We start from the raw sequence: 26,770 nt of genomic DNA on the forward strand, positions 1-26,770 counted from the left end.
CAGCGGCTTTGAATTCTTGCGTAATGATCAAAAGATCAGTTGCCGATGGTCTGCAGGTAAGCAATCAAGTCGGCGCGATCCTGTGGTTTTTTCAGGCCAGCAAAGCTCATCGAGGTGCCCGAGATATAGCTGCTGGGTCGGGTCAGGAAGGCATCAAGCGCTTCAGGCGTCCAGTTGCCGCCATGCGCCTGCATAGCTGCAGAATAGCCGGTAAACCCTTTTGCCGAAGCTACAGGGCGATCTACGATAGCGTACAGGTACGGGCCAGTGCCGTTCGCGCCGTCTTCCAATTTGTGGCAAGCGGTGCATTTACGGAACACCCTTGCTCCTTTTTCAGGATCGGCTGCTGCCAGAATCTCTTCGAAGACCACCTCTTCACCGTCGGCACTTTCGCCCGAGCTTTCGGATTCGATAACGTAGGCAGCCTCGGCATGATGGCTATCACTGCTATAGAGGACATCCGCCCCCCATTTTGCCAGAAGCAGCACCAGGAAGGTGCCAAACAGGCCTGCTGCGGCCTTGGTAACTGTCATCGTGTCGAACATTGATCGCGAGTCCACTTTAGCTGTCTTCCGGGTGTCTAAGGCTTCCCCTGACAAGAGGCAAGGTATAGACACCGCGACTAAACGCCCAATTCAAGAACTTGTTGCACGGAAACGACCAAATGACCAATCGCATCGCATTTCAGGGAGAACCCGGCGCCTATAGCCACGAGGCTTGCCGCAACGCGCGCCCGGATATGGACGCACTGCCCTGCCGCACATTCGAAGATGTGATCGAATCGGTGCGTTCGGGAGAAGCTGATCTGGCAATGTTGCCGGTAGAAAACACCACCTATGGCCGCGTCGCGGATATCCACCGCCTGCTTCCCCATAGCGGGCTGCATATTATCGATGAGGCATTTGTGAGGGTGCATATCAATTTGCTTTCCGTACCAGGCGCCAAGTTGGAAGACGTCACCGAAGCGCATTCCCACCTTGTTTTGCTGCCACAATGTGCAGGATTTTTGCGAGAGCACGGAATTCGCGGACGGGTCAGCCCTGACAATGCCCGCGCCGCGCGAGAAGTTGCTGAGGCTGGCAACAAGCATTCCGCAGCTTTGGCCAGTGAACTGGCGGGCGAAATCTACGGCCTCAACGTATTAGCGCGACATATTGAAGATCAGGGAGATAATACGACCCGGTTTCTAGTGATGTCACGAGAGGTGGACGATTCGCGTCGTGGCGAACATGGGATGATCACCAGTTTCGTCTTTCAGGTCCGAAACATCCCGGCCGCGCTATACAAGGCAATGGGTGGATTTGCCACCAATGGCATCAACATGACCAAGCTGGAAAGCTACATGGTCGACGGCTCATTCACTGCGACGCAGTTCTATGCGGATATCGTAGGCCACCCGGATGATCGCAATGTAAAATTGGCGATGGATGAACTAGAGCATTTCACCACCAATGTTGAGGTGCTTGGCGTCTACCCGGCGGCGCAGCCCCGCGGGTAACATTTCGCTGTCGCTACCCCTCCTGCAGGGCAAACTCAGAGCTCCGCGTCCCATTGCGCCAAGCGTCGAGGATGAGATCGACATTCCCATCGATGTCATCCATCGAATTGACTTCCAGATCATAGACCCTGCCTATGTGAATGACCTGTTGGTCACTCACCGCGCTGCCTTGTTCGCGGTCACCGCGCGCCATTTCTCTTTTGATTAGGAGGTCGGTGGGGCAATGCACAGCCACAAACAATACATCATGACCTGCCAGATGCCGCTTTAGCATTTCTGCCCATTCAGGCGTATCCAGAATGTGTTCGATGATCAGATTGTTCCCTGCATTTGCATAGGCCGCCAAAGACGCATGGAAACCATCAAAGAACTTGCCACGCTCGATCGACCAATCGAATTCTCTGCTTTGAAAGCGCCGCATGGGCAGAACGCCAGAGTCCCGAAGATGATCAATCGAGATGTGCCAGAATGGCACCTCTGCCGCCCTTTGCCGTGCCTGTGCCAGTGTCGTTTTCCCACTGCTGGATGCGCCGTGAAGAAAGAAGATCTGCGACATGTTTTAGGACGGGCTTATCGTTTGGGTGTTGCCAGGCTCAGACTTTGGGAACATGAAAGATCTTGCATATTGCACCTTCCATCCGGCGATATTCTCGAAATCCCATGGCTTCATAATACCCAAGCCCCTCGGGATTGGCAGCCCCAATCGTCGCGTCGATAGCAGGTAAACCCTTATACCGAGCGGCCTCAAGCGTCGATTCAAATAGTGCCCGCCCCACACCGCGTCGCGCAGCAGACGGCCGAATATGTGTGCCGATGATGCCCCAGCCGACCGCAACCTCATAGGGGTTGTTTTCGGTGGCAAGTTTCAGCGATTGGAATCCCAAAATTTCTCCGTTTGGCGTGACAGCAACACTACACCGAATACGTTCGGGATCGCTGATGTAATGCCCCAAAGCAAAAGCAGCGTTGCTGTCTTTGCTTCGCTTACCGGCAGCCACGAGTTCGGTCAGCACCTTGGCAATTCCATCAGCATCAGCCTCAACAGCTTCGCGGATGATCGGTTGATCCAATCTACTCATCTACTCCCTCATATTCAGGCACCATGCAGGTGCCGTTCTTCCATGTCCCGCGCAAATTCGCTGAGCCGCGTATGAAACTGTCGGCGGAACCTGGATTGCCCGAGCTTCAAAGACTGTAGCAATAGCCGTGCGGGAAGGGTTTTTGCGCCCAGCGATGTCTCAATCCGCAAACGTGTCCGACGTTGAGACAGTGCCAAAAGCTCGACAACCGTATCACCGTTCATTCCCTTGCTACTGGATTGAAAGCGCATCAGAGACGGGCTGTCATATTCCGTCATCTCTATGGCAATCTGACGTGGTTTACCGCGTATCTTGAACTCGGTCTCCCATGCGGTTCCGGTCTGTGGCACCGCAGAATCGGCGATTCTCCTCACTTCAATCCCGCGCCGCAAGGCCATGCGTTCAAAGCGCTCGAAATCAGAAATCATGGTGAAGACCGTATCAATCGGAACTTCGATATCTTCCTGCGCTGAAAACTGCATGTTCGTTTTACTCTGCCCTTGATTGAGTCCAGTTTCTCGTCAGTCCAATGTGTCTGCAAGCCAGTGCTGCAACAAAAAATGTGCAATCGCGCCCTTTCGGGCTGGCAGGAGCTTGGGGTGGTCCCCGGCAAAGGCCTGCATCATCTCGGTCCGGGTGACCCACATCGCATCTTCGATTTCAACCGGGTCGATCTGAATATCTCGCGAAAGGGCTTCGCCTGCACAGCCAAACATCAGGGATGCAGGAAAGGGCCAAGGCTGGCTGGAAAGATAGCGCACCTCGCCCACGGGTACTCCGGCTTCTTCCATCACCTCGCGCCGTACTGCGGCTTCGAGCGTTTCGCCGGGTTCAACGAAGCCCGCCAAAAGTGAATACATCCCCTCGGGCCAGCCAGGAGAACGGCCCATAAGAACCGAATTTCTATGCGTTATCAGCATGATAACAACCGGATCTGTGCGCGGGAAATGCTGCCCGCCACAGGAAGGGCAGCTGCGCTGCCATCCAGCTTGAACCATCTCACTATGTGCACCGCACTGGGCGCAAAACTGATGCGTTTCATGCCAGCCGATCACCGCCTTGGCGGTTGCTGCCAACTCTGCATCACGTGGATTCAGCCGTGCCATGATCCGGCGTAGCTCGACAAACACATGCCCTTTGGGCAAGTCGGGGTGTTGTTGTTCGCTACCATCCACAAACTTCCCGACAGCAGAGAGGTCGAGCCCCTCGGCCGCCCAATCAGATATATCCAAGGCAAACAGAGGCGATCCGTCGTCCATACACCCGAGCAGGACGGGCACCTCGATCACACCACCTGGACCATTTTTGAGAATATCGTGGGACATGGGAAGCAGCGCCAACTGATCCACAGCGTCACCCTTAGCCAAAATTTTGCCGCGCCACAGCAGAACACATGTCGCTGATGGGTCAGCATGGGCCTGCGCCAATTTGTCCGCATCGCCTCGCAGCAATCCTGCCCGGTCCAGCCCAGAGCCGCCAAAAGTTACCTGTTCTGCGCGTTTCATGCCTGTCATTCCTGTATTTGCGCAAAGGGCTGCCATGTCTTGACCACCGGTGCAACGGGGTATTCACAGATCAATATTTCTTACGCCGTCGAAAGACCGCAGCAATGCCTCGGAATTTGCACTAAATACAACTCATAGTGAAGTTTGCGTTACACAATCATCCAGAAGTAAAAATATTGAAAGCCGAAGTTTTCCCGCCTCAAAATCGTGATTTCAAAGGTCGCGCGCACCTTCGGATCCTGGCGACCTCTGATCTTCATATGCACATGACGTCATACGACTATTATGCCGATCACCCCGATCCTGATGTCGGCCTCGCCCGCACCGCAAGCATGATCCGGGTCGCCCAAGAACAGGCGGAACGCAACGGGGCGCTGGTTTTGCTATTCGACAATGGCGATAGCCTGCAAGGTACCCCGTTTGGCGACTGGGCGGCCGAAGCCATGCCAGCCCAACACCCTTTGCCCAAGGCGTTCAATATCCTGGGGTATGATGCAGTCGGATTGGGCAACCACGATTTTGGATTTGGACTAAAGTTCATCAATCGCATCGCAGGTCAGTTCGAGTGTCCGGTTGTTTGCAGCAACATGAAAAGCAACACTCCCGAACAGGGCTGGGTGTCCCAAGCAATTCTGCAGCGCACAATCAGTATCGGTGGAGAAGATGTTCCTATTAGCATAGGTGTTCTTTCTGTCCTGCCACCTCAGACCGCCCGGTGGGAGGCGCATATGCTGCGGGATGACGTGCAAATTGCCGATATCCTAACCGCAGCACAACGTATAGCAGCAGAACTGCGCAAAGATGGATGCGATTTGGTCGTCGCGCTGGCTCATTCAGGCCTCGGTTCGGCAGAGGCACAGCCAGAACTGGAAAATGCCGTTATTCCGCTTGCGGCCCTGACAGGCATTGATGCAATCGTTGCTGGCCATACACACCTGACTCTGCCGGGCGCGGCGCATGTCGGTTTGAAACATGTCGACAGCAATCGCGGACTTGTAAATGGCAAACCGGTGGTGATGCCGGGTTGGGCAGGCTCACACCTCGGCCTCATTGATTTGACTCTGGGTCGAGATATTGACGGCTGGCACATCATCAAGAGCGAAGCCGAATTACGCGCAGTCAATCAAGCAAAATCGCCGGTGACCGATTGTCCCGAGTTGGCGCAGTTGTTTGCCCAAGGCCACACAGCAACACGCGCCCGCGCGGCCAAGCCCGTCGGCAATGTCCCACACCCATTACACAGCTATTTTTCGTTCTGCACCCCTGATCGTGGGTTGGCGCTTATCGCAACCGCTCAAGCTGCAGCGCTTCGGCCGTACCTATTGAATACCGAATGGGCAGACCATCCCGTCCTGTCAGCCGCCGCCCCGACCAAATTCGGAGGCCGCGCAGGAACTCGGTTTTATACCGATGTCCCGGCGGGAAGTATCTCGGTACGCAATGTGGCTGATCTGTGCGTGTTTCCAAACGAGTTGCGTGCCACTTTGATCACCGGAGAACAGGTTCGTGATTGGCTTGAGATGTCCGCCGGGCTGTTCAATCAGCTTTCGCTGAATGATCCAGTCAACCTCATCGATCCTCTGCGGGCGGGGTATTATTTTGATGTACTGCATGGCGTGACCTGCCGGTTCGACCTGTCTCAACCCGCTCGTTTCGATGCAACGGGACGGATCACAGATCCCGGCCATAGCCGCGTTCGCGATCTTACATTTCAAGGGCTGCCTCTCGCCGCCAATCAAAAGTTTGTTGTTGCACTCAACAATTATCGCGCCAGCGGGGGCGGTCATTTTCCTGTCGACTTTCAAGCAGATCAGATCAACCTGCCGTCGCTGCGCATTCACGAAATCCTGTGCGATTACATCGCGGGAAGATCGCCCGTAGACCCATTGGAACAAGCTCCTCAGCCGTTTTCTTTTGTGCCGACCCAAAGCCGCGGAGCAATTCTGACCACCGGTCCCGGCGCGGACAAGTACCTAGAAGAATTGGCGGATTATGATCCCCAGATACTGCCCCGTGATACCGATGGGTTTATGCGTATTCATCTGACCTTCTGACGGGTTGCCATTTTACAGCCGGAGGCCTATATCGATGTTCGAGAGGTTGGCGCGGGCGAGCGCCTCGCCAACCTGGTCAGGTCCGGAAGGAAGCAGCCACAACGAGCCCCGCTTGGGTCGATGTCCAACCTCTCACTTTGAACCCATTAGCCGTAGGAGGGCGTTTATGATTGTAGCAATGACCCTTCGGGCAGACCGGTTCTGATTCTTTTTTCCAGCTGACTGCCTGAATACCTCACCTGCGAATGCGCGTTCGCCATTCGACAGGATTGTTGTTTCTGATCACAGGCAGACACATGTCACTTTCCTTATCGGACCTCGGATGGTCCTCTCACTTTGCAGCTCAGCATGCGGCTGAGCCGTCTCTTCTCCCCTTTCGCATCGCAGCCGTTCACCGGGATCGGTTGATCGGGTTGAGTCCAGAAGGCGAGACTCCCCTACTCTCCCCAGACCAATCGACTGGTGCTTTTGCGGTCGGAGATTGGGTGCTGACCGATGAAAACAAACGCATTCGCAGTGTTCTGGAACGGCGCAGCCTGCTGCAGCGCCGGGCCGCGGGCACAGACGCCGCAGCACAGTTGATCGCGGCCAATGTGGATGTGCTGTTCATCGTCAGTTCCTGCAATGCCGACTTCAACCTGCCCCGACAAGAGCGCTATCTTGCGCTGGCCCATCAGGCAGGCAGCTATCCGGTGATCGTTCTGACCAAGTCGGACACCTGCGACAACGCAATTGCTTATGTCGAACAGGCCCAGTCACTGGCCCCGTTTCTGACAGTTTTGGCCGTAAATGCCTTGGATCAGTCCGATATCGAACAGGTCCTGTCGTGGTGCCCGAAGGGACAGACCAGCGCCCTGGTCGGATCGTCTGGCGTTGGCAAGACGACACTCGCCAACGGGATGACTGGACAGGATCAAGCCACCGCAGGCATTCGCGAAGATGATGCGCGTGGCAGGCACACAACAACAGCACGTGCGTTAAATCGAATGAGCAACGGAGGTTGGTTGATCGATACACCCGGTATGCGTGCGTTGCGCCTGCTGGACGCGCAAGAGGGTGTGGACGAGGTGTTCTCGGACATCTCGGACCTGAGCCTGAACTGTCGATTCTCTGATTGTCAGCACGACACCGAGCCCGGCTGTGCGATACAGACTTCAATCGAATCCGGTGCACTTGATCCAGCACGGCTGGACCGATGGCGCAAGCTGCGTCGCGAAGATCAGCACAATTCGGCTTCGGTGGCACAGGCACGCGCACGCGATAAAGCGTTTGGAAAAATGGTGCGCAGCGTGATGCACGAGAAAAAATCCCGCAAGGGACTTTGACCATTCTGGGCACCGGTTACCGGTGCCCAGCAGTTCAGGCGATCAACCGGGGCCAGACGGCAGCGTTTCGCCGGGCAAACGCGCCGATATGGCCGACTTCAGATAACCCGAATTCATTTGCCGAAAGCGGATGGCGCCGCGCGCCAGAACCATAGAGATCGGCAAGCCGCCAAACCGCCTCGGGGGGCACAACCTGATCATCCTCAAAGGCGAATATGTCAACTTGCTTGCCCATGTCGGCCCAGCGGTTTGCCGGCAAGGTGTTTCCGATTTCGGGTACATAGCTTTGAGGCGCTGTGCACCATTTGCGCCATTGCCAGTAAACTTGGGAAGGCAGATTTGTTCCAAAACCCAAAGCCTTTCCAGGCAAATACCCGAGCGCATGTACCGCCAGGGGCGCATGACCGTACCAGAACAACGTCGCCAAAGCGCGGTAAGGCCAAGGATGATCCCTCAGCGTTACCAGGCCGGAACAGACACATATCATCCTGTCGATCTGATCGAAATCGGGTTGGACCGGACCAAACATCCCGCCCAAAGAATGCCCGATACTCCAAAGCTTGGCCTGTGGAAACCTCCGCCGCATTTCGGTCCGTGCAGCCGGAATGTCGATCAGCGCCCAATCCGCCATGGTGACACGCGATTGCTTTTGTGAGCCTGTCAGAGAGTGACCAAAATCCCTGTAGTCATAAGTCAGGCAGGCCATGCCGTGCGCTTCTGCAAGCCAACTTGCGAAATGTTGGTAGTAATCTCGGGGCACACCGGTTGCGCCGTTGATCACAACAACTTTGTCCGGTTTTGCGACTGGATGATAGAGCCGGGCCGACAGTATTGCCGGGCCGGACTGAAACTGAATGTCCTCGGTGACAACCGCTTGCTGTGTGTCCAACATGGTGCCCTCTGAAATCAACTGAACCGATCAGTTCACCCAAGGCGCGCCGAGTCAAGGTTGACGTGGCTAGACCGTGCGTCACATGCCATGATCAATCTTCTTGACACCCGAACGATTGTACCGCTAGCGATGACGTGATGGTTCTCGCGCCCAACCGGGCCGGGATGAAAAGGGAACACGGTGCGGTTCTGCCCGGATAAACCCGGAACGAACCCAGTCCGAGACTGCCCCCGCAACTGTAAGCGGAGAGCGATGTCGAAATGCCACTGGCCTTGAAGGCCGGGAAGGTCGGCAAAGCAATGACCCGCGAGTCAGGAGACCTGCCATCAAAACGAAACTGAAACTCGGGCGGGGTGTCCGGGCAGGGCAAGACCGCATGCATGCTGTCCCTCCTGATTGATGCCCCTGCCCTGCGCGGAGGGCGCATGAATGATCTGGAAGACCAACACGCATAAATTCTCGGCAACAATTTGCCAACGGACCGGGAAAAACTGCCCCGCTTTGGCACGAATGGCACGGGCACTGGCCAATTCGGTTGGAAAAGCTGGCCCCACGACCACCGCAGGATTCGGAATCGAAGGAAGCTGCGATCTGACTCATTGCACCAGTGGATGCACCGCCCGATTTCGCTCCGGTCCGGAAGAAACCCGAGTGTTCTGTGATGCCGATTCAGACGTCGCGATCGACCATCTGGACAGCTATGCAGACCTGATGTTTGGCACGGACTCGCGCCCCATCCCTGCAGGCACCTTGTCCCGACCGCCGTGCGCAATGCTGGAAGTGTTAGCCCTGAGCGGAAACACTCGGGCGCAGGCTGAATACCGTCCGTCGGCCTGATCGCTATTCGGCTACCAGGACACTGGCAGGCGCAGTCGCCCAGCGCAGCTGCGCGTCGGTTTCAACTGCACATGGGCGTAAGGCTCGCAACCTTTTCAATGCCTCGTCCGGGTGCTCTCCACACTCGACCATCAAGCGCAATACAGCCATACCAGAGCGGCCACATCCGCCTTTGCAGTGGATTAGTACTCGGCCTCCACCCGACAATGCGTGGCGAGCAGACTCGCTGGCATCCGCCCAGCGCATATCAATGTCGTTGCAGGGTATACCGTAATCCTCGACTGGCAGATGAACCCAGCGACAAGCGCGGCTGCGAACATCGGCCCCAAAATCCCTGGCGCCATCAAGGATCATCTCGACCTCAGTGGTCATTGACAGAATAAGGCCGGGCTTCCATCCGGTAACCGCATCAAGATCACCGGAATAGTCTCCTCCTCGCCCTGGCATTGAGGTTAACGCAAGCGAGCCCCCGCCCACTTGAAGTGCATGGATAACAATCTGAGCCATTCTACGCTCCCCCCGAAACGCTGATCAGAAAATCTTTCTGGCTGGTCTTAGACTGTACGATATTAACCGCGTCGGACGGCAATCCAAAATGAAAATCCTCGCGGCTTGCTGTGGACGCGGGCAGCGGGGGCCTCTACGCTGCGGCGTAATTCGAATCCGACAGAGCAGACATGACCGATACGCCAAGCCCCGCCTACCAGGTTCTTGCCCGCAAATACCGTCCTGAAACCTTTACCGATCTGGTCGGTCAGGACGCGATGGTACGCACACTGAAAAACGCGTTCGAGGCGGACCGGATCGCCCAGGCCTTTATCATGACCGGCATTCGTGGCACCGGTAAAACAACCACAGCCCGGATCATCGCGAAGGGGATGAATTGCATCGGGCCTGATGGCGAAGGTAAACCCACCACCGAACCCTGCGGTCAGTGCGAGCATTGCGTCGCCATCATGGAAGGCCGCCACGTTGATGTGATGGAGATGGATGCCGCCAGCCGGACTGGTGTGAACGACATCCGTGAAATCATCGACAGTGTCCGCTACCGTGCCGCCAGCGCACGCTACAAGATTTACATTATCGACGAGGTCCACATGCTCTCGACCAGCGCTTTCAACGCGCTGCTCAAGACGCTTGAGGAACCACCCGAGCATGTGAAATTCATCTTCGCCACGACCGAGATCCGCAAGGTCCCGGTCACGGTTTTGTCGCGCTGCCAACGTTTCGATTTGAGGCGGATCGAACCCGAAGATATGATCGGCCTGTTGCGCAAGATCGCTGAATCCGAGAAAGCGCAGATCGCCGATGACGCATTGGCGCTAATCACCCGAGCCGCCGAAGGATCTGCCCGTGACGCAACCTCGCTGTTGGATCAGGCGATTTCGCACGGTGCGGGTGAAACCAGCGCAGATCAGGTGCGCGCAATGCTTGGGCTGGCGGATCGGGGTCGAGTGCTGGATCTGATGGACATGATCCTGCGCGGTGATGCGGCCAGTGCTTTGACCGAACTTAGCGGACAATATGCAGAAGGTGCTGATTCTCTGGCAGTGCTCCGCGATCTGGCTGAGATCACCCATTGGGTTTCGGTGGTCAAAATCACCCCTGATGCCGCCGAAGATCCAACCGTTTCGCCTGACGAGCGCGCCCGAGGCCAACAGATGGCCGAAGCGCTGCCAATGCGTGTTCTGACCCGCATGTGGCAAATGCTGCTGAAAGCTCTGGAAGAGGTCTCGGCTGCACCCAACGCCATGATGGCCGCAGAAATGGCTGTGATCCGCCTGACCCATGTGGCCGACTTGCCAAGTCCGGAAGAACTGATCAAGCGCTTAAAGGATGCACCTCCCCCCCCCAATCCCGGGCCGGGTTCGGGTATCGGAGTGCCAGGCCAGGCGAGCGCTGCGCCACAGGCCTCTGCCCGACCGGCCTATACCTCTTCGGCCATCGGTGGGAATGCAGGCGGACCGAGTGCAGCTCTGGCTCAGGACGTACAGGCAGCACTAGCGCGGTATCCCACTTTTGAACATGTGGTTGAATTAATCCGTACCAACCGGGATGTGAAACTGCTGGTCGAGGTCGAAAACGGGGTACGCCTCGTGTCGTACCAACCGGGACGGATCGAATTTACCCCGGCCGACAATGCCCCGACCGATCTGTCTCAACGGTTGGGTGCATCGCTGCAACGCTGGACGGGTAACCGTTGGGCAGTATCGATTGTCTCAGAAGGCGACGCTCCGACAATTGCGGAAGTTCGGGATGCTGCTGATCTGGCTCTCAAAGCCGAAGCGGAAAAGCATCCACTGGTGCAAGCGGTTCTGAGTCATTTCCCGAAAGCGCGGATCAAAAGCATCGAAACAGCCGAGCAACGCGCTGCTCAGGTCGAAACTGAAGCCCTGCCCGAAGTAGATGACGAATGGGATCCGTTCGAGGAAGACTGATCCTGTAAGCGATCTACTCAATCCAGCCAGGTGCTCCCGTGCCGCCACGGCTCCTCGGCTGACGCCGACGATCCTGCCCGGGCCAAACGGGAGGAAAGGTCTTGTCAAAGGTCTTGACGACGGGCGGGAGTGTCCTGACCTCTTGTGTCGCGCGGTTACGCTTCGTATCTAGGCCTCAAATCGAGTGACAGGAGATTACCGATGCTTAAAGGACTCGGCGGCCTGGGTGACATGGCCAAAATGATGAAATCTGCACAGGACTTGCAGACCAAGATGACCGAGATGCAGGAAGAGCTGAACAACCTGATGGTTGTCGGTGAATCCGGCGCCGGCCTGGTCAAAGCCACCGCAACCGCCAAGGGTGAGTTGAAAGGTCTGGATATTGACCCGTCGATCTTCAACAGCGATGACAAGGAAGTGGTCGAGGATCTCATCCTCGCTGCGATCAAGGACGCCCAGACCAAGGCGCAGGAGCGCTCGCAGGCTGAAATGGCCAAGCTGACCGAAAGCATGGGTCTGCCCGCAGACATCAAGCTGCCGTTCTGATGCACCTTCCTGACGGATCAATGGCCGGGGCTTACTTACCCGGCCTCTTTGCAGGAGCTTCGCGGTGAGTTCGAACAGCGACATCGACAATCTGATCGACCTTATGGCCAAGCTGCCCGGCCTCGGCCCTCGCTCGGCCCGACGCGCCGTCCTGCACCTGATCCGCAAACGCGCCCTGCTTCTAACGCCGCTTTCAGATGCCATGCAGCAGGTGGCTGTCACTGCCCGTGAATGCCTAAACTGCGGCAATGTGGGCACAACCGATATCTGCGACATCTGCAATAGCGAAGACCGTGCAACCGGGGAACTGTGCGTCGTAGAAGACGTCGCCGACCTCTGGGCGATGGAGCGCGCCGGGGTTTTCAAGGGTCGCTACCATGTTTTGGGCGGCACATTGTCAGCACTGGACGGTGTCGGTCCGGTTGAATTACGTATTCCTCGGCTAAAGGATCGGGTTCTGGCCGAGGGTATCACCGAGATCATCCTCGCCCTAAACGCCACCGTTGATGGCCAAACCACCGCGCATTACATCGCCGACCAACTAGATGGACAGGTCCGCCTGACTTCCCTAGCGCAGGGCGTCCCGATTGGAGGCGAGTTGGATTACTTGGACGATGGGACGATCACAGCAGCGCTTAGGGCAAGGAAGGAACTTTAGACCGTCAGACCAAGGCCGAAGCATCACCTTTCCTTGAGAACAGCATCCAGCTTCTCGAATGCTTGCTTCCATCCGCCTTCGCCTGCACTTCCGGCAGGCACACCCCGATGGACCATGGTCATGCGTGTCCTACCATCCTGTTCGAGAAGATCAATAATCACCTCGGTTAAGTCTGGGCTTCCCTCGGGCATCCCCATATCTTTTGGCGAAATAATATTTCCATCCTCGTCACACATGCTCTCGGTATAGACCAACCGGGACGGTTCTGAGATTTCTTTATATACGCCAGTAAACCACATCCTCATGGTGGTATCCGGCGTTTTCATTTCCATACAGACCTTTCGTATACCTCCGACACGCAAATCGATCTCTGCAGTTGGAACTGAGAACCCTTTGGGCCCATACCATTTCTGAAAAAGCGCCGGATCGGTCCACATACGCCAGACCCGGTTCGCCGGAGCCTGGAATTCCTGCACAATTCGCACCCAGTTTTCTGAGTCACTCATCATTCAAATCCTTTATTTCGCTAAGTAGTTTTTCCATCGCTTCAAACCGAACCTCCCAAATATGACGATATTGGTCAGTCCAGTTTGCAATCGATTCCAAAGGCTCCGGGTTTAGTCTGCAGGGTCGGAACTGAGCGTTTCTTGAACGCTCAATCAGCCCGGCCTCTTCCAAACACGAAGATGTTTAGAGATTGCCGGCATGCTTACATCGAACGGCTCGGCCAGTTCTTTTACTGTTGCTTCTCCTTGTGCCAATCGCGCCAGCATGGCGCGGCGCGCAGGGTGCGCAAGAGCGGCAAATGCAAAATCCAATTTTTTGTCGTCAGTCATAATCCCATTAATAAATCACATGGTTAATTAATCAACTGGTAAAATAAAAGGATGAACCACCCTGCAGTTTGAATCTCTCGAATTCTCTTTGGAAGAGAATGGTTTGCGGTTACTAAGGGTCAGTATCACTTGCGATTTGGAATGATCTGATGTCCCGACTTTTTGCCTTGACCCTGGCCGCCTTCAGCGCCACCGCCGCCCTGTCGCAGGAACTCATCGACAAAGGCTTCGTCGAGGGCTGGAACATCATGATGGACCCCAACCTCGGAAATGGGTGCCTGATCCAGACCGTGTATCAGGATCTCTCGGTGGTGCGGCTGGGCTATGACGCGCTGGACAATCGTGGGTATTTCACCGTTTACAACAAGGCTTGGGGCGACATCAAACCAGGGCAGAGCTATCCGATCCGGTTCGAGTTGGACGGCAAGAGCTTTGATGCCACCGCCATCGGGTTCAAACAGGATCGCGTGCCCGGCGCGACGGTGTTCTTTACCGACCGGAGCTTCGTCACCTCGATTGCGCAGAACAAGACCATGACCGTTTACAACCCAGAGGGTCAGACTGTCATGGCAATTGATCTGAAAGGCACGGCCAAAGCGCTGGAATATGCGCGCGATTGCCAGAACAAAAAGCTTTAACGAATCGGATCAAACACGGCGTCTTTGGCAGTGCAGTCGCGGATAACATCCCGGCCACATGGAACGGGCTTGAGATCGCGGGACAGGCACAGGCGGACCTCTTCGATATATCCCTGCTTGCAGGTGATCGAGATCATGTCTGGTTCCAGATTGGGGTTGGCCTTGAGAAATGCTTCTTCCACCACCGAAGCAGGCATTTTGACCGACGCATCGAGTTTACGAAACACGTCGGGTCGCGTGACGCCTTCATAGGCCTTTCGTGACAGCGCAAAATAGTCTGGCGCACTCAGACCCGAGCAGGTTCCGTGCTTTTTCCATTGATGCCATGCCAGCCCGGATGAGCCCTGAATGTCCTCCATTTCCCGTGTCATACGGCGTGATGGCGGAGCCTCAACCGTGCGGCAGTAAGAGGGCCAGCCCTGGTGATATTGCGGCCATAGCCCGTGCAGGATCCATCCGTGATCGTGCCGGGCATCGCATTGTTCCGATCCGCGCGCATCCCCCTCGCGGGCGCACCAGTTGGGTGACCAGCTAAGCGACAGGACATAGTAGTCGAATTCTCCCGCTTGCTCGCCATCGGCCAGCGCTGCCATCGCGCTGAAGAACCACAATACCAGCCCCAGAATACCTTGGCGCATTCGCCTCTTCCCTTCTTTAGTTGTCGCGACTATATAGGCCCCAAGTTCCCCGACAACGGAAACCTGCCCCAAAGCCTCGGGGCCGCCGCATTCCGGCGACGGGACAGATGTATTTATAGGAGACGGGCTGATGGCAAAACCGCTTATGGCCAAGGCAACCGCCGTATGGCTGGTGGACAACACCACGATCAGCTTCAAGCAGATCGCGGATTTCGTAGGGATGCACGAGCTTGAGGTGCAGGGCATCGCGGATGGTGATGTGGCTGCTGGTGTCAAAGGATTTGATCCGATTGCCAACAACCAGCTGACTCAGGAAGAGATTGATACAGCGCAGAACAATCCGCTGCACAAGCTGAAACTCAAATTCAACCCGGCGGCTTCAGGCGAAGAAAAACGCCGCGGCCCGCGCTACACGCCGCTCTCCAAGCGGCAGGACCGTCCGAACTCGATCCTGTGGCTAGTCAAGTTCCACCCGGAACTCAGCGATGGTCAGATCGCCAAGCTGGTTGGCACCACCAAGCCGACCATCCAGTCGATCCGCGAGCGGACGCACTGGAACATCTCGAACATGCAGCCGATCGATCCGGTTGCTCTGGGCCTGTGCAAACAATCCGAACTGGATGCCATCGTGCAGAAGGCTGCGGCCAAGAAAGCTGCTGAAGGCGGCGTTATGAGCGATGATGAGCGTCGCAAGCTGGTGTCGACCGAGCAATCGCTGGAAATGGATTCTGCACCTAAGATCCCGACCGCGATTGAAGGCCTAGAGACGTTCTCGCTATCCGACGAGCCTGAAGACAAAGAAGACGATGAGCCAATCGTTGATGCCGATAGCTTCTTCAACCTGCCCAAAGGTGGCGGCGACGACGAAGACGAAGAAGATCTGCGCCCCTGACGCGCTCACGGCCCCGATATTCAATACTCGGGGCCACATTCCCAAGGGAAACTGATGCTTAGCATTCTGTCCGCAGTTTTTGGACCGCACCGCGCCGTATCGATCTATGTGTTCCTGAAATCCTGGTGGTTGGCGATCACCGGCGCCATCGCAATGATTGCCATCGTTGCAGGCTTATTGTTGCTGAATGACGACGGCAAGCACGAGCACGAAGCGTTTCTAACCGTTGCCGTTTTGTCAGCGACGCCGATTAATGGAGACCTCAAAAACGGGGTTATTGCATCGGTGCGCTTGCCTGATGGTTCGGCAACTTCGATTACGTCTACAGAAAGCCCTATCGCGCGTTCAGTGGGTACAGAGGCCTGCATAGAAAAACGTGTGTACGTGGCGAGCGGTGAGCCGCGATACAGGTTCAAGCTGCCGCGGTACTGCGAAGCAAGTTAGTAAAGCAAAACCGCCCGGTGTCTGCACCGGGCGGTTTTCATTCAAATCATCTGGAATGCGATGCCTGCGATGATGGCCCCACTGATGCCCAGCCCCAGATAGGTTGCAAATACGCGAGGTTTGACCAGCGACCACACCGCCGCCATTGCTGGGATTGAGCTGACGGCTCCAGCCACCATGAATGACATCGCAGCACCTGCGCTCATACCCTGTTCCATAAGGCCTGCCAGCAGCGGTGGCGCGACGTAAGAGTTCAGATAGGCCGGCATTCCGACCAATGCCGCTACAACGATGGGAACAACGCCTTCACCGCCGACGACTCTGGCAATCAGGTCCGCTGGAACATAGCTGACCAGCAGTGCTTCGAGCACGTAAGCAAAGGCCAGCCATTTCAGCAGGAATAAACCGTTGTGGACAAACTCAGCCCGAAAACGCGTGCGGCGTTCAGGCTCGTTCCAGAACTGCCATACGGGCTTGTCATCCTTCTTTGGTCCGCATCCACAGCATCCCGTTGGATTGTATTCGCGCAACGGCTGTGCGAAGGCACCACCTCTCATCAGGGCGCGTACGGCGAATCCACCGAACAGCCCCAAGGCAACGGCGGCCACGGCTTTGCCGATCGCAAACGGCCAGCCCAACGCACCAGCTGTGATAAGCAATGTCGGCGGGTCGATAAGCGGGGAACTAAGCCAGAATGCCATGACTGCCGACAAGGGCGCACCCAGGGCCAGCAATCCCGCGATGAACGGGATGACTTCGCAGGAACAAAAGGGCGCCAGTCCGCCAAACAAAGCTGCAAAAAAAATCATCCGCGTCTCACGCCCTTCAAACGCGCGGGCTACCATCACTTCAGCTCCGGTTGCCTTGAGGTAGGACAGCAGCAAAACGGCAAACAGGATGTATTGCCCTGTATGCGCAAGTGCCTTACCGGCAAATGTCACGATTTCGGCCCAGTTGCTTGGGTCAAGAACGGCCACCAGCACCAGGATGACCACGATCAGCGCCCACGGCGTTTTTATCAGACTGACCAGATTTCTCGCCGAGGGTTTGGGGTTTTGGGTCAACTCAGCCATCGTTCGCGGCCTTTCCCACCTCATCTGCACAGCACTCGCTGAGGATGAACTGTGCGAGATTTCTCAACTCATCAAAGCACGCCCGATTGATTGTAGTGCGCCCGATCTTTTCTTGTTCAACAACACCACCAGCAGCGAGAAACCGCAGATGATGCGCCAATGTCGACGGCGCGATGCCCGTACGAGACTGGATTTCTCCGACAGTCAGCCCGGTCTCGCCGGCACGCACCAACGTTTTCAGAACTTTCAGCCGGGCTTCGGACCCCATGGCCGAAAAACCGGCAGCGGCTTCTTCCCACACAAGTTTTCTCCATATAACTAGGTTTCTAGTTATATGGCTCAATAACCAACCAACGTCAACCAAACAGTTGCGAACGGTCATAAGTCCAGATTGCTTCCACCTTAAGTCCAGCCTATAACGACGCCATGGGCATTTCGGTCGACACGTTCTTTCTTGAGCGCAACGGGCAAGGCACGTTGCAGGCGCAGCTTCAGCAGCTGATCGCCGAAGGCATTCTTTCAGGGCGTTTTCATGTTGGTGAGAAACTGCCCTCGTCCCGCAAACTTGCGGCTCATCTGGGTGTCAGCCGGATTACCGTTACCCTTGCCTACACTGAGCTTCTGGCAAACGATTATCTGACCGCCAAAGGCCGGTCGGGATACTATGTGTCGGAAAACGCTCCGGTGCCGCCAACCTACGCCCCGGTTCGGCGTGATAACGAGAGTGTAGACTGGGACCGTGCCTTTGCCCGCCGTTTTTCGGATGGCGATGTATTGACCAAGCCCAGCAACTGGCGCGACTACCGCTATCCGTTCATCTATGGTCAGGTCGACAGAAAACTGTTCGACCACGCAAACTGGCGCCTCTGTGCAGTAAGGGCGCTTGGACACAAAGATTTCCATTCATTGACCGGGGACTATGTCGACCAGGATGATCCTCTGCTACTTGAATTCATTGCAAGACACACTCTGCCACGCAGAGGCATCGTGGCTCGGCCCGAGGAAATCCTGATCACTCTGGGTGCTCAGAACGCACTTTGGCTGGCCTCGCGCATTTTGCTAAACCGGAATCGAAGAGCCGCGATTGAGGATCCCTGCTATTACGCCTTGCGTGATCTTCTGATCCACTCAGACTGCCAGCTATCCTATCTGAAGGTTGATCGTGAGGGTTTGCTCCCAGATACGATACCGGATGATACTGACGTAATTTTCACCACTCCCAGCCACCAGTGCCCTACCACCGCAACGATGCCGGTTGATCGCCGCAATGCCCTGTTGAGCCGCGCCCGGGAATTGGACGCAATGATTGTCGAGGATGACTATGAGTTCGAGATGTCATTTCTGGGTGCACCGTCGCCAGCGCTGCGATCGATGGATCGGGACGGGCGGGTGATCTATGTAGGCAGCTTCTCAAAATCTCTGTTTCCGGGGCTTCGTCTGGGCTACATGGTCGGTTCCGAGCCCTTCATCCGCGAAGCCCGGGCACTCCGGTCACTCGTGCTGCGCCACCCTCCCGGCCACATGCAGCGCACAGCAGCCTATTTTCTGTCGCTCGGTCACTACGACGCGCAGATCAGACGGATGTCCAAAACACTGCAACGCCGACGAGAAGCAATTGAAGAAGCGATCAAGCAGTATGGCCTGACGGTGGCAGGTCGCGGCATGCTTGGCGGCTCTTCGATCTGGATGCAGGCACCAGAACGTATCGACACGACGAAACTGGCAAGCGATCTGCAGCGCCAAAGCGTCCACATTGAACCGGGCGAGCCCTTCTTTTCGGGCCCGAACCGACCGCAGAACTACTATCGATTGGGGTATTCTGCGATTTCGTCAGCGCGTATCGGACCCGGCATCCAGCAAATCGCTGAGACTATTCGTCAGTCTTGAGGCGTACTGGACCTAAGTCACCACCAGTTCTGGCCCTAACGCCACAGACACCCGTACGCCAAAACCGACCAGAAAACCGGGTCCCTAACCTCGGTCCCGCCATCTATGATCGGAGATTACGCAGATGAAGATGACCACCGAAGAAGCCTTTGTAAAAACCCTGCAGATGCATGGCATCGAACATGCGTTCGGAATCATCGGTTCTGCGATGATGCCAATTTCTGACATTTTTGAGAAAGCTGGTATCACTTTTTGGGATTGCGCGCACGAAGGTTCGGGCGGAATGATGGCTGATGGCTACACCCGCGCGACCGGCAAAATGTCGATGATGATCGCCCAGAACGGCCCCGGCATCACCAACTTTGTCACCGCTGTTAAGACTGCTTACTGGAACCACACCCCGCTGCTGCTGGTCACTCCGCAGGCCGCCAACAAGACCATGGGTCAGGGCGGTTTCCAGGAGATGGAGCAGATGCGCATGTTCGCCGACTGCGTTTGCTATCAGGAAGAAGTGCGTGACCCAAGCCGTATGGCCGAAGTGCTGAGCCGCGTCATCATGAACGCCAAACGCGCGTCGGCCCCTGCGCAGATAAACGTCCCGCGCGACTTCTTCACTCAGGTCATCGACATCGATTTGCCTGCTGTTGTTGAATTCGAGCTGCCTTCGGGTGGCGCAACGGCTGTGTCCGAAGCTGCCGCGCTGCTGTCGAACGCAAAGAACCCTGTCATCCTGAACGGTGCAGGCACAGTTCTGTCGAATGGTGGCATCGAAGCGTCGAAAGCACTGGCCGAGCGTCTGGACGCTCCGGTTTGCGTTGGTTACCAGCACAACGACGCCTTCCCCGGCTCGCACCCGCTTTTCGCTGGCCCGCTGGGCTATAACGGCTCGAAAGCCGGTATGCAGTTGATCAAGGAAGCAGACGTTGTTCTGTGCCTCGGCACCCGCCTGAACCCGTTCTCGACTCTGCCGGGTTACGGCATGGAGTACTGGCCGGCAGACGCGAAGATCATTCAGGTCGACATCAACCCTGACCGTATCGGCCTGACCAAGAAGGTCTCGGTTGGTATCGTGGGCGATGCGGCAACTGTTGCCACCAACATTCTGAATCAGCTGTCTGATACAGCCGGTGACGAAGGTCGTGATGCGCGCAAAGCGAAGATCGCAGAAACCAAATCGCGCTGGGCGCAAGAGCTGACCTCGATGGATCACGAGCAGGACGATCCGGGCACCACCTGGAACGAACGTGCCCGTGCTGCCAAGCCGGATTGGCTGAGCCCCCGTAAAGCATGGCGCGCAATCCAGTCCGCTCTGCCAAAAGAGGCGATCATCTCGTCCGACATCGGCAACAACTGCGCCATCGGCAACGCGTACCCTTCGTTCGAAGAAGGTCGCAAATATCTGGCCCCCGGCCTGTTCGGCCCCTGTGGCTATGGTCTGCCTTCGGTCATCGGCGCCAAGATCGGCTGCCCAGATGTACCTGTTGTCGGTTTCTCGGGTGATGGTGCCTTCGGCATCGCAGTCACCGAACTGACCGCCATCGGTCGCGAAGAATGGCCCGCCATCACCCAGGTTGTGTTCCGCAACTATCAGTGGGGTGCGGAAAAGCGCAACTCGACCCTGTGGTTCGATGACAACTTCGTCGGCACAGAGTTGGACACCAAAGTGTCTTATGCTGGCATCGCCAATGCGTGCGGCCTGAAAGGCGTCATCGCACGCACTCAGGACGAGTTAACCGCTGCACTGAGCCAGGCGATCGAAGACCAGAAGAACGGCATCACCACACTGATCGAAGCAATGATCAACCAGGAACTGGGTGAACCCTTCCGCCGTGACGCGATGAAGAAGCCAGTTGAAGTTGCCGGTATCGACGCGGCTGACATGCGACCACAGCAGGTTTGATCGCTGTAAAGTCAAAGTCCGGACCGGGTTCAACCGGTCCGTCAAACAAAAGCAGAGGAAGAGGCTTTCGCGCTCTCTTCCTCTGAGTGGTTAAGCCCGGCGTTCCTACGCTCCAGAGCGTCCAACACGCGCAGGCACCATGGCGATTCGCCACAGGGAGAGAGATAACGTGAACCAACAACCAAACCTCAACCTATCCCCGCCTGTGTCAGATGAGATTCGCCGCACCACCTGCTACATGTGCGCCTGCCGCTGCGGTATCAACGTGCACATGAAGGATGGAAAGGTCGCCTATATCGAAGGCAACCGGGATCATCCGGTGAACAAAGGGGTGCTTTGCGCCAAAGGCAGCGCAGGGATCATGCAGGTGAACGCACCGTCGCGGCTGCGCGCACCACTGAAACGGGTCGGGCCGCGCGGTTCGGGTGAGTTCGAGGAAATCAGCTGGGACGAGGCGCTGGAGATCGCTGTCGGTTGGCTGAAACCGATCCGCGAAGACAATCCCGAAAAACTGGCCTTTTTCACGGGCCGCGACCAAAGCCAGAGCTTCACCAGTTTCTGGGCGCAGAATTTCGGCACCTGTAACTATGCAGCCCATGGCGGGTTCTGCTCGGTCAACATGGCAGCCGGTGGCATCTACACGATGGGCGGCGCATTTTGGGAGTTTGGTCAACCTGATTGGGATCACACCAAGCTGTTCATGCTGTTCGGTGTGGCAGAAGACCACGACTCAAACCCCATCAAGATGGGAATTGGCAAAATCAAGGCCCGCGGCGCGCGTGTGATCGGGGTCAACCCAATCCGCAGTGGCTATAATGCCGTGGCAGATGACTGGGTTGGAATCACACCCGGAACCGACGGCCTGTTCATCATGTCGCTGATCCATGTGCTGATGAAGGCCGGTAAAATTGATCTGGATTACCTCAGCCGCTACACCAACGCACCGGTCTTGATCAACGCATCCGAAGGCCCGGAAAAAGGTCTGTTCCTGAAAGACGACGACGGCAAACCGCTGGTCATTGATCGCAAAACTGGCGAGCTGACTGCGTTCGACAAACCGGGCGTGCGGCCTGATCTCTCGGCAACCTACGAGAAAGATGGGGTCACGCACCGTCCGGTTTTCCACCAGATGGCCGAACGCTATCTGGCCGACGAATACGCACCCGAGGCAATCGCCGATAAATGCGGCGTACCTGCGACCCGTATTCGAGCGATCGCAGCCGAACTGGCCCGTGTGGCCTTTGATGAAGCCTTCGAACTGGACCATGAATGGACCGATTTCCGGGGCGAGAAACACTCGAAGATGATCGGTCGCCCTGTCGCGATGCACTCGATGCGCGGCGTCTCGGCCCACGCGAACGGTTTCCAGACCTGCCGCGCCCTGCATGTGTTGCAGATCCTGCTTGGAACAGTCGAAGTCCCCGGCGGCTTCCGCTTCAAACCACCATACCCCAAGCCGGTTGAGGCGCATCCGACCCCGCACTGTAAGGTGACGCCGAATACACCTCTGGACGGGCCGCATCTGGGATTTGTCCGCGGCCCCGAGCATCTCGCGCTTAAAGAAGATGGTAGCCCCGCCCGTATCGACAAAGCGTTTACATGGGAAAACCCAATGTCCAGCCATGGGCTGATGCATATGGTGATCTCGAACGCCCATGCGGGCGATCCCTACAAGATCGACACGCTGTTCATGTATATGGCCAACATGTCCTGGAATTCGACCATGAACACCAAAGGTGTCATGGAGATGCTGACGGACAAGGATGAGAACGGCGATTATGTGATTCCGCGCATCATCTATTCCGACGCCTACAGCTCGGAAATGGTGGCTTACGCTGACCTAATCCTGCCCGACACCACCTATCTGGAACGCCACGACTGTATCTCGCTGCTGGACCGCCCGATCTGCGAAGCCGAGGCCGCCGCAGATGCGATCCGCTGGCCCGTGATCGAACCCGACCGCGACGTGCGCGGCTTCCAGTCGGTTTTGATTGATCTCGCCAATCGCATGGGCCTGCCTGGCTTTACCAACGAAGACGGCAGCGCCAAGTGGACGGATTACGCCGACTACATTGTGAATCACGAGCGCAAACCTGGCATCGGGCCTTTGGCCGGTTTCCGGGGCGCAAACGGCGACAAGGAAGGCCGCGGCGAGGTCAATCCCGATCAGCTGAACCGCTACATCGAGAACGGTGGTTTCTATATCGCGCATATACCCGACGGTGCCGACTACTATAAGCCGTGGAACAATGCCTATCAGGATTGGGCTGTTGGCATGGGCATATATGACAGCCCGCAGCCTTATCTGTTCCAGCTCTATTCCGAACCCATGCGAAAGTTCCAGCTGGCAGCCGAAGGTCATGGCGAACGGCAACCACCCGAACACCTGCGCCAACGGATCAAGGACACGATGGACCCGCTGCCGATCTGGTACGAGACCGACCAGACCGGCAGTGAAGGCTTCACCGTCAACGCCCTGACGCAGCGCCCCATGGCGATGTACCACAGCTGGGGCACCCAAAACGCATGGCTGCGGCAATTGCACGGGCGTAACCCACTTTACGTCCCGACCAAGCTTATGCGTGAACATGGGCTGGAAGACGGCGACTGGGCCAAAGTCAGCTCTCCGCATGGTGAGATTACCGTGCCGGTCATGGAAATGGCAGCACTGAATGACAATACCGTGTGGACTTGGAACGCCATCGGAAAGCGCAAAGGCACTTGGGCACTTCAGGAAGATGCGCCTGAGGCCACAAAGGGTTTTCTGCTCAACCACTTGATCCACGAGTTGCTGCCACCGAAGGGTGACGGTCTGCGCTGGGCAAACTCTGATCCGATCACCGGTCAGGCTGCGTGGTTCGATCTGAAGGTAAAGATCGAAAAAGCCGCCGCTCCAAGCGACGCCGAAAGCCAACCCGAGTTCGATCCGATTAAATCCCCGGTTGGCACCGGCCCCAAAAACCTGGCGTGGAAGGTAGGAAAATGACCCGACTCCCCACATCTACCGACCGCAAAATGGGTCTTGTCATCGATTTGGACACCTGCGTCGGATGCCATGCCTGTGTGATCTCTTGCAAAGGCTGGAACACCGAAAATTATGGCGCACCTCTTTCCGATCAGGATGCGTATGGCGCAAACCCCTCGGGTACTTTCCTCAACCGCGTACATTCCTACGAGGTGCAGCCAGCGGAAGGGCACGCCCAACTGATCCACTTCCCCAAATCGTGCCTGCATTGCGAAGACGCGCCCTGCGTCACGGTCTGCCCAACTGGCGCCAGCTATAAGCGGGCTGAGGACGGTATCGTTCTCGTTAACGAAAGCGACTGTATCGGCTGTGGCCTTTGCGCCTGGTCATGCCCCTATGGTGCACGCGAATTGGATCAAGCCGAAGGCGTGATGAAGAAATGCACCCTTTGCGTCGATCGGATCTACAACGAGAACCTGCCCGAAGTGGATCGTGTACCCTCTTGCGTGCGCACTTGCCCGGCGGGCGCGCGTCATTTTGGAGACCTCGGGGATCCCGACAGCGATGTTAGCAAGCTGGTCGCCGAACGCGACGGTATGGACCTGATGCCCGAAATGGGCACCAAACCCGTCAATAAATATCTGCCACCCCGACCCAAGGACAAGATTGAGGAGCAGATCGACATTCTGGCCCCTCTGCTGGCCCCGGTCGCCGAAGAGCCCAAGGGTTTTCTTGGCTGGCTCGACAAGACCCTGGAGAAGCTCTGATGCACCCGGCCCCTTCCGTTATCATCTTTACCACACTGTCCGGCCTCGGCTTTGGCCTGCTGTACTTTCTGGGCTTTGGCACCCCTGACGTCTCGGGCATCACCGCTTTCGTGTTCTTCGCCATCGCCTTTGCGCTGGCCATCGGTGGGCTGCTGGCCTCTACTTTCCACCTCGGCCACCCGGAAAGGGCATGGAAAGCCTTTAGCCAGTGGAAAACAAGTTGGCTCAGCCGAGAAGGCGTCTGCGCCGTTGCAGCTTTGTCGGTGATGGGGCTTTATGCCATCGGCGTGATATTCCTTGGGCAGCAGTGGACGCTTCTCGGGGTTGTCGGCTCCATCCTTAGTCTCGCAACGGTCTTCACGACCTCGATGATTTACACCCAGCTCAAAACCATCCCGCGCTGGAATATGTGGGCGACCCCGGCGATGTTCATCACTTTCAGCCTTGCCGGCGGCGCGTTGCTCGCTGGTGCGGAAAGTATTGCACCCACGCTGCTGGTCGTCGCCGCCATTGTGCAACTGATTTACTGGGTCATGGGCGACAATGCGTTTCAAAACGCTGGTACCGATCTGGGCACCGCAACCGGCCTTGGCAATCGTGGCACAGTGCGTGCGTTCGAGCCGCCACATACCGGTACAAACTATCTGCTGCGGGAATTCGTGCATGTGGTCGGGCGCAAACACGCGCAAAAGCTGCGGGCCATCTCTTTCGCGCTGGCCTTCGTATTGCCGATCCTGCTGCTTATCCTTCCAGCAGATGGCGTTGTCCTGAAACACATCCTGGCTTTGTTTGCTGTCATGTCACATCTGACCGGCGTCGCGGTTTCACGCTGGTTGTTCTTTGCGCAAGCAGAGCATGTGGTTGGGTTGTACTACGGCAAGCGCTGATGGGGGCTCTGCCCCCGTCGCGGCAAGCCGCGACTCCCCCCGAGATATTTTTAGCCAGATGAAGTTTGGATCCCGAATTGAAAAGGGCGGCACTCGATCTTCGAGGCCGCCCTTGCGATTCTGTATGTTGACTTCAGATTAGTCCAGCGTGCGCCATTGCGGCTTCGATAGTGGCTTTGGTGCTGTCTTCCAGATCGGTCAAAGGCGAACGCACTTCGGTGCTGCATAGGCCAAGTTTGTTGAGCGCGTATTTTGCGCCGACCAAGCCAGGCTCGATGAAGATCGCTTCGTGCAGCGGCATCAGTAGGTCCTGATAATCCAATGCTTTTGCATAATCGCCCGCCAACGTAGCCTGCTGGAATTCGGCACAGAGCTTCGGGGCCACGTTTGCGGTGACCGAGATGCAGCCCACTCCGCCATGAGCGTTGAAGCCAAGTGCTGTCGCGTCTTCCCCGGACAGCTGACAGAAATCGGCCCCGCAGCTCGCACGCTGCTGGCTGACGCGTGCAAGATCGCCGGTCGCGTCCTTGACCCCGACTATGCGGGGCAGTTTCGCCAGTTCGCCCATCGTTGCTGGGGTCATGTCGATGACCGAACGACCCGGGATGTTGTAGATGATGATCGGGATATCGGCGCTGTCATGCAGAGTTTGGAAATGCGCCAGCAGCCCTTTCTGGGTCGGCTTATTGTAATAGGGTGTTACAACCAGCGCCGCATCCGCACCAATTTTCTGTGCGAATTGAACGAACCGTATGGCCTCGACCGTGTTGTTGGACCCGGCACCAGCGATGACAGGTACGCGACCTGCGGCGGCTTTGACCACCTCGGCAATCACCGTTTCATGCTCTTCATGGCTGAGCGTCGGGCTTTCGCCGGTCGTACCAACCGGTACCAGTCCGGTCGAACCTTGCTGAATTTGCCATTCGACCAGGTGTTTGAGCGTATCCAGGTCCAACGCGCCGTTGCTGAACGGGGTGACCAGGGCTGGCATCGAGCCTTTAAACATGGAAC

Annotated in this window: 28 protein-coding genes, 1 other RNA gene and 1 riboswitch; of the genes, 16 read left to right on the forward strand and 13 right to left on the reverse strand. The window is 56.8% G+C overall.

Annotated features, from left to right (window positions below):
- Positions 1–35 precede the first annotated feature (35 nt).
- Positions 36–545, reverse strand: a complete 510-nt coding sequence (locus AC2FI7_RS13585; RefSeq protein ID WP_029621890.1) for a c-type cytochrome — start codon at positions 543–545, stop codon at positions 36–38.
- 119 nt (positions 546–664) lie between these two features.
- Between AC2FI7_RS13585 and AC2FI7_RS13590 the strand changes: the two genes are divergently transcribed.
- Positions 665–1,498 (forward strand): prephenate dehydratase, encoded by an 834-nt coding sequence (locus AC2FI7_RS13590; protein ID WP_010440934.1) that lies wholly within the window; start codon positions 665–667, stop codon positions 1,496–1,498.
- A gap of 13 nt (positions 1,499–1,511) precedes the next feature.
- On the opposite strand, the gene AC2FI7_RS13595 is transcribed toward AC2FI7_RS13590, so the two are convergent.
- The 4 genes from AC2FI7_RS13595 to nudC are packed head-to-tail and all read right to left on the reverse strand — an operon-like array spanning position 1,512 to position 4,082.
- Entirely contained in the window at positions 1,512–2,054 is a 543-nt protein-coding gene (locus AC2FI7_RS13595) for a chloramphenicol phosphotransferase CPT family protein (protein ID WP_496816182.1), read from the reverse strand.
- Positions 2,055–2,091: 37 nt separating this feature from the next.
- Positions 2,092–2,577 carry a GNAT family N-acetyltransferase gene (locus tag AC2FI7_RS13600; RefSeq protein ID WP_010440930.1) on the reverse strand — a complete coding sequence of 162 codons (486 nt, stop codon included), beginning with the start codon at positions 2,575–2,577 and terminating at the stop codon, positions 2,092–2,094.
- Positions 2,578–2,591: 14 nt separating this feature from the next.
- On the reverse strand, positions 2,592–3,059 hold the full coding sequence (locus tag AC2FI7_RS13605) for an SRPBCC family protein (RefSeq protein WP_010440928.1): 468 nt from the start codon (positions 3,057–3,059) through the stop codon (positions 2,592–2,594).
- Between the two features lie 39 nt (positions 3,060–3,098).
- The gene (gene nudC, locus AC2FI7_RS13610) at positions 3,099–4,082 is read right to left on the reverse strand and encodes an NAD(+) diphosphatase (protein WP_496816183.1); all 984 of its coding nucleotides are present in this window, start codon (positions 4,080–4,082) and stop codon (positions 3,099–3,101) included.
- Positions 4,083–4,219: 137 nt separating this feature from the next.
- Here nudC and AC2FI7_RS13615 point away from each other — a divergent pair, with 137 nt between their 5' ends.
- From AC2FI7_RS13615 to rsgA, 3 genes are all read left to right on the forward strand, one after another.
- Positions 4,220–6,136 (forward strand): bifunctional 2',3'-cyclic-nucleotide 2'-phosphodiesterase/3'-nucleotidase, encoded by a 1,917-nt coding sequence (locus tag AC2FI7_RS13615; RefSeq protein WP_496816184.1) that lies wholly within the window; start codon positions 4,220–4,222, stop codon positions 6,134–6,136.
- 39 nt (positions 6,137–6,175) lie between these two features.
- Positions 6,176–6,274: signal recognition particle sRNA small type (gene ffs / locus AC2FI7_RS13620), an RNA gene on the forward strand.
- Between the two features lie 158 nt (positions 6,275–6,432).
- Positions 6,433–7,461 carry a ribosome small subunit-dependent GTPase A gene (gene rsgA, locus AC2FI7_RS13625; RefSeq protein ID WP_496816185.1) on the forward strand — a complete coding sequence of 343 codons (1,029 nt, stop codon included), beginning with the start codon at positions 6,433–6,435 and terminating at the stop codon, positions 7,459–7,461.
- A 34-nt stretch (positions 7,462–7,495) separates the two neighbouring features.
- On the opposite strand, the gene AC2FI7_RS13630 is transcribed toward rsgA, so the two are convergent.
- A complete protein-coding gene (locus tag AC2FI7_RS13630; RefSeq protein ID WP_010440919.1) occupies positions 7,496–8,353 on the reverse strand; it encodes an alpha/beta hydrolase family protein in 858 nt (285 codons plus the stop codon).
- A gap of 121 nt (positions 8,354–8,474) precedes the next feature.
- Positions 8,475–8,695: riboswitch (cobalamin riboswitch) on the forward strand.
- Positions 8,696–8,782: 87 nt separating this feature from the next.
- On the opposite strand from AC2FI7_RS13630, the gene AC2FI7_RS13635 reads away from it, so the two are divergent.
- Positions 8,783–9,190: a hypothetical protein gene (locus AC2FI7_RS13635; RefSeq protein ID WP_010440917.1), complete on the forward strand. Its 408-nt coding sequence runs from the start codon at positions 8,783–8,785 to the stop codon at positions 9,188–9,190.
- Positions 9,191–9,193: 3 nt separating this feature from the next.
- Here the strand turns inward: AC2FI7_RS13635 and AC2FI7_RS13640 are convergent, their stop codons facing one another.
- Positions 9,194–9,697, reverse strand: coding sequence for a protein-tyrosine phosphatase family protein (locus tag AC2FI7_RS13640; protein WP_010440915.1), 504 nt, complete (start codon positions 9,695–9,697; stop codon positions 9,194–9,196).
- 170 nt (positions 9,698–9,867) lie between these two features.
- Here AC2FI7_RS13640 and AC2FI7_RS13645 point away from each other — a divergent pair, with 170 nt between their 5' ends.
- From AC2FI7_RS13645 to recR, 3 genes are all read left to right on the forward strand, one after another.
- Positions 9,868–11,628 carry a DNA polymerase III subunit gamma/tau gene (locus AC2FI7_RS13645; protein ID WP_496833433.1) on the forward strand — a complete coding sequence of 587 codons (1,761 nt, stop codon included), beginning with the start codon at positions 9,868–9,870 and terminating at the stop codon, positions 11,626–11,628.
- Positions 11,629–11,829: 201 nt separating this feature from the next.
- On the forward strand, positions 11,830–12,174 hold the full coding sequence (locus tag AC2FI7_RS13650; protein WP_010440914.1) for a YbaB/EbfC family nucleoid-associated protein: 345 nt from the start codon (positions 11,830–11,832) through the stop codon (positions 12,172–12,174).
- A gap of 64 nt (positions 12,175–12,238) precedes the next feature.
- Positions 12,239–12,832: a recombination mediator RecR gene (gene recR / locus AC2FI7_RS13655; protein WP_010440911.1), complete on the forward strand. Its 594-nt coding sequence runs from the start codon at positions 12,239–12,241 to the stop codon at positions 12,830–12,832.
- 23 nt (positions 12,833–12,855) lie between these two features.
- Here the strand turns inward: recR and AC2FI7_RS13660 are convergent, their stop codons facing one another.
- Together AC2FI7_RS13660 and AC2FI7_RS13665 are read right to left on the reverse strand one after the other, a co-directional pair.
- The gene (locus AC2FI7_RS13660) at positions 12,856–13,338 is read right to left on the reverse strand and encodes an SRPBCC family protein (RefSeq protein ID WP_037321185.1); all 483 of its coding nucleotides are present in this window, start codon (positions 13,336–13,338) and stop codon (positions 12,856–12,858) included.
- Between the two features lie 153 nt (positions 13,339–13,491).
- Complete coding sequence (locus AC2FI7_RS13665) at positions 13,492–13,668, reverse strand: ArsR/SmtB family transcription factor (protein WP_010440907.1); 177 nt, start codon at positions 13,666–13,668, stop codon at positions 13,492–13,494.
- Between the two features lie 149 nt (positions 13,669–13,817).
- Between AC2FI7_RS13665 and AC2FI7_RS13670 the strand changes: the two genes are divergently transcribed.
- Positions 13,818–14,306, forward strand: coding sequence for a hypothetical protein (locus tag AC2FI7_RS13670; RefSeq protein WP_010440905.1), 489 nt, complete (start codon positions 13,818–13,820; stop codon positions 14,304–14,306).
- On the opposite strand, the gene AC2FI7_RS13675 is transcribed toward AC2FI7_RS13670, so the two are convergent.
- Positions 14,303–14,944, reverse strand: a complete 642-nt coding sequence (locus AC2FI7_RS13675) for a ribonuclease T2 family protein (protein WP_010440903.1) — start codon at positions 14,942–14,944, stop codon at positions 14,303–14,305. The two genes, AC2FI7_RS13670 and AC2FI7_RS13675, sit on opposite strands and share 4 nt — an antisense overlap.
- A gap of 130 nt (positions 14,945–15,074) precedes the next feature.
- Between AC2FI7_RS13675 and AC2FI7_RS13680 the strand changes: the two genes are divergently transcribed.
- Together AC2FI7_RS13680 and AC2FI7_RS13685 are read left to right on the forward strand one after the other, a co-directional pair.
- Positions 15,075–15,836 (forward strand): DUF1013 domain-containing protein, encoded by a 762-nt coding sequence (locus AC2FI7_RS13680; RefSeq protein WP_010440901.1) that lies wholly within the window; start codon positions 15,075–15,077, stop codon positions 15,834–15,836.
- A gap of 54 nt (positions 15,837–15,890) precedes the next feature.
- Entirely contained in the window at positions 15,891–16,280 is a 390-nt protein-coding gene (locus AC2FI7_RS13685) for a hypothetical protein (RefSeq protein ID WP_010440898.1), read from the forward strand.
- 41 nt (positions 16,281–16,321) lie between these two features.
- Here AC2FI7_RS13685 and AC2FI7_RS13690 read toward each other — a convergent pair whose 3' ends face one another.
- Entirely contained in the window at positions 16,322–17,353 is a 1,032-nt protein-coding gene (locus AC2FI7_RS13690; protein ID WP_010440895.1) for a permease, read from the reverse strand.
- On the reverse strand, positions 17,346–17,654 hold the full coding sequence (locus AC2FI7_RS13695) for an ArsR/SmtB family transcription factor (RefSeq protein ID WP_010440893.1): 309 nt from the start codon (positions 17,652–17,654) through the stop codon (positions 17,346–17,348). The genes AC2FI7_RS13690 and AC2FI7_RS13695 overlap by 8 nt, the downstream gene beginning before the upstream one ends.
- 125 nt (positions 17,655–17,779) lie before the next feature.
- On the opposite strand from AC2FI7_RS13695, the gene pdxR reads away from it, so the two are divergent.
- The 5 genes from pdxR (at position 17,780) to AC2FI7_RS13720 (ending at position 25,759) form a co-directional block, all read left to right on the forward strand.
- On the forward strand, positions 17,780–19,240 hold the full coding sequence (gene pdxR, locus AC2FI7_RS13700) for a MocR-like pyridoxine biosynthesis transcription factor PdxR (protein WP_010440891.1): 1,461 nt from the start codon (positions 17,780–17,782) through the stop codon (positions 19,238–19,240).
- A gap of 124 nt (positions 19,241–19,364) precedes the next feature.
- Positions 19,365–21,140, forward strand: a complete 1,776-nt coding sequence (gene xsc, locus AC2FI7_RS13705) for a sulfoacetaldehyde acetyltransferase (protein WP_010440889.1) — start codon at positions 19,365–19,367, stop codon at positions 21,138–21,140.
- Positions 21,141–21,279: 139 nt separating this feature from the next.
- Complete coding sequence (locus AC2FI7_RS13710; RefSeq protein WP_083829002.1) at positions 21,280–24,126, forward strand: molybdopterin oxidoreductase family protein; 2,847 nt, start codon at positions 21,280–21,282, stop codon at positions 24,124–24,126.
- Positions 24,123–24,872 carry a 4Fe-4S dicluster domain-containing protein gene (locus tag AC2FI7_RS13715; protein WP_010440887.1) on the forward strand — a complete coding sequence of 250 codons (750 nt, stop codon included), beginning with the start codon at positions 24,123–24,125 and terminating at the stop codon, positions 24,870–24,872. Before AC2FI7_RS13710 ends, AC2FI7_RS13715 begins: the two co-directional genes overlap by 4 nt.
- Positions 24,872–25,759, forward strand: coding sequence for a dimethyl sulfoxide reductase anchor subunit family protein (locus AC2FI7_RS13720; RefSeq protein WP_010440886.1), 888 nt, complete (start codon positions 24,872–24,874; stop codon positions 25,757–25,759). The genes AC2FI7_RS13715 and AC2FI7_RS13720 overlap by 1 nt, the downstream gene beginning before the upstream one ends.
- 133 nt (positions 25,760–25,892) lie before the next feature.
- Here AC2FI7_RS13720 and dapA read toward each other — a convergent pair whose 3' ends face one another.
- On the reverse strand, positions 25,893–26,765 hold the full coding sequence (dapA, locus tag AC2FI7_RS13725; RefSeq protein ID WP_010440885.1) for a 4-hydroxy-tetrahydrodipicolinate synthase: 873 nt from the start codon (positions 26,763–26,765) through the stop codon (positions 25,893–25,895).
- Positions 26,766–26,770 lie beyond the last annotated feature (5 nt).

It is taken from the genome of Ruegeria sp. YTSA064 (assembly GCF_059610325.1).

Coding starts and splice junctions, on each gene's coding strand:
- AC2FI7_RS13585 (WP_029621890.1), bottom strand. CDS start 545: ATGTTCGACACGATGACAGTTACCAAGGCCGCAGCAGGCCTGTTTGGC.
- AC2FI7_RS13590 (WP_010440934.1), top strand. CDS start 665: ATGACCAATCGCATCGCATTTCAGGGAGAACCCGGCGCCTATAGCCAC.
- AC2FI7_RS13595 (WP_496816182.1), bottom strand. CDS start 2,054: ATGTCGCAGATCTTCTTTCTTCACGGCGCATCCAGCAGTGGGAAAACG.
- AC2FI7_RS13600 (WP_010440930.1), bottom strand. CDS start 2,577: ATGAGTAGATTGGATCAACCGATCATCCGCGAAGCTGTTGAGGCTGAT.
- AC2FI7_RS13605 (WP_010440928.1), bottom strand. CDS start 3,059: ATGCAGTTTTCAGCGCAGGAAGATATCGAAGTTCCGATTGATACGGTC.
- nudC (WP_496816183.1), bottom strand. CDS start 4,082: ATGAAACGCGCAGAACAGGTAACTTTTGGCGGCTCTGGGCTGGACCGG.
- rsgA (WP_496816185.1), top strand. CDS start 6,433: ATGTCACTTTCCTTATCGGACCTCGGATGGTCCTCTCACTTTGCAGCT.
- AC2FI7_RS13630 (WP_010440919.1), bottom strand. CDS start 8,353: ATGTTGGACACACAGCAAGCGGTTGTCACCGAGGACATTCAGTTTCAG.
- AC2FI7_RS13635 (WP_010440917.1), top strand. CDS start 8,783: ATGATCTGGAAGACCAACACGCATAAATTCTCGGCAACAATTTGCCAA.
- AC2FI7_RS13640 (WP_010440915.1), bottom strand. CDS start 9,697: ATGGCTCAGATTGTTATCCATGCACTTCAAGTGGGCGGGGGCTCGCTT.
- AC2FI7_RS13645 (WP_496833433.1), top strand. CDS start 9,868: ATGACCGATACGCCAAGCCCCGCCTACCAGGTTCTTGCCCGCAAATAC.
- AC2FI7_RS13650 (WP_010440914.1), top strand. CDS start 11,830: ATGCTTAAAGGACTCGGCGGCCTGGGTGACATGGCCAAAATGATGAAA.
- AC2FI7_RS13660 (WP_037321185.1), bottom strand. CDS start 13,338: ATGAGTGACTCAGAAAACTGGGTGCGAATTGTGCAGGAATTCCAGGCT.
- AC2FI7_RS13665 (WP_010440907.1), bottom strand. CDS start 13,668: ATGACTGACGACAAAAAATTGGATTTTGCATTTGCCGCTCTTGCGCAC.
- AC2FI7_RS13670 (WP_010440905.1), top strand. CDS start 13,818: ATGTCCCGACTTTTTGCCTTGACCCTGGCCGCCTTCAGCGCCACCGCC.
- AC2FI7_RS13675 (WP_010440903.1), bottom strand. CDS start 14,944: ATGCGCCAAGGTATTCTGGGGCTGGTATTGTGGTTCTTCAGCGCGATG.
- AC2FI7_RS13680 (WP_010440901.1), top strand. CDS start 15,075: ATGGCAAAACCGCTTATGGCCAAGGCAACCGCCGTATGGCTGGTGGAC.
- AC2FI7_RS13685 (WP_010440898.1), top strand. CDS start 15,891: ATGCTTAGCATTCTGTCCGCAGTTTTTGGACCGCACCGCGCCGTATCG.
- AC2FI7_RS13690 (WP_010440895.1), bottom strand. CDS start 17,353: ATGGCTGAGTTGACCCAAAACCCCAAACCCTCGGCGAGAAATCTGGTC.
- pdxR (WP_010440891.1), top strand. CDS start 17,780: ATGGGCATTTCGGTCGACACGTTCTTTCTTGAGCGCAACGGGCAAGGC.
- xsc (WP_010440889.1), top strand. CDS start 19,365: ATGAAGATGACCACCGAAGAAGCCTTTGTAAAAACCCTGCAGATGCAT.
- AC2FI7_RS13710 (WP_083829002.1), top strand. CDS start 21,280: ATGGCGATTCGCCACAGGGAGAGAGATAACGTGAACCAACAACCAAAC.
- AC2FI7_RS13715 (WP_010440887.1), top strand. CDS start 24,123: ATGACCCGACTCCCCACATCTACCGACCGCAAAATGGGTCTTGTCATC.
- AC2FI7_RS13720 (WP_010440886.1), top strand. CDS start 24,872: ATGCACCCGGCCCCTTCCGTTATCATCTTTACCACACTGTCCGGCCTC.
- dapA (WP_010440885.1), bottom strand. CDS start 26,765: ATGTTTAAAGGCTCGATGCCAGCCCTGGTCACCCCGTTCAGCAACGGC.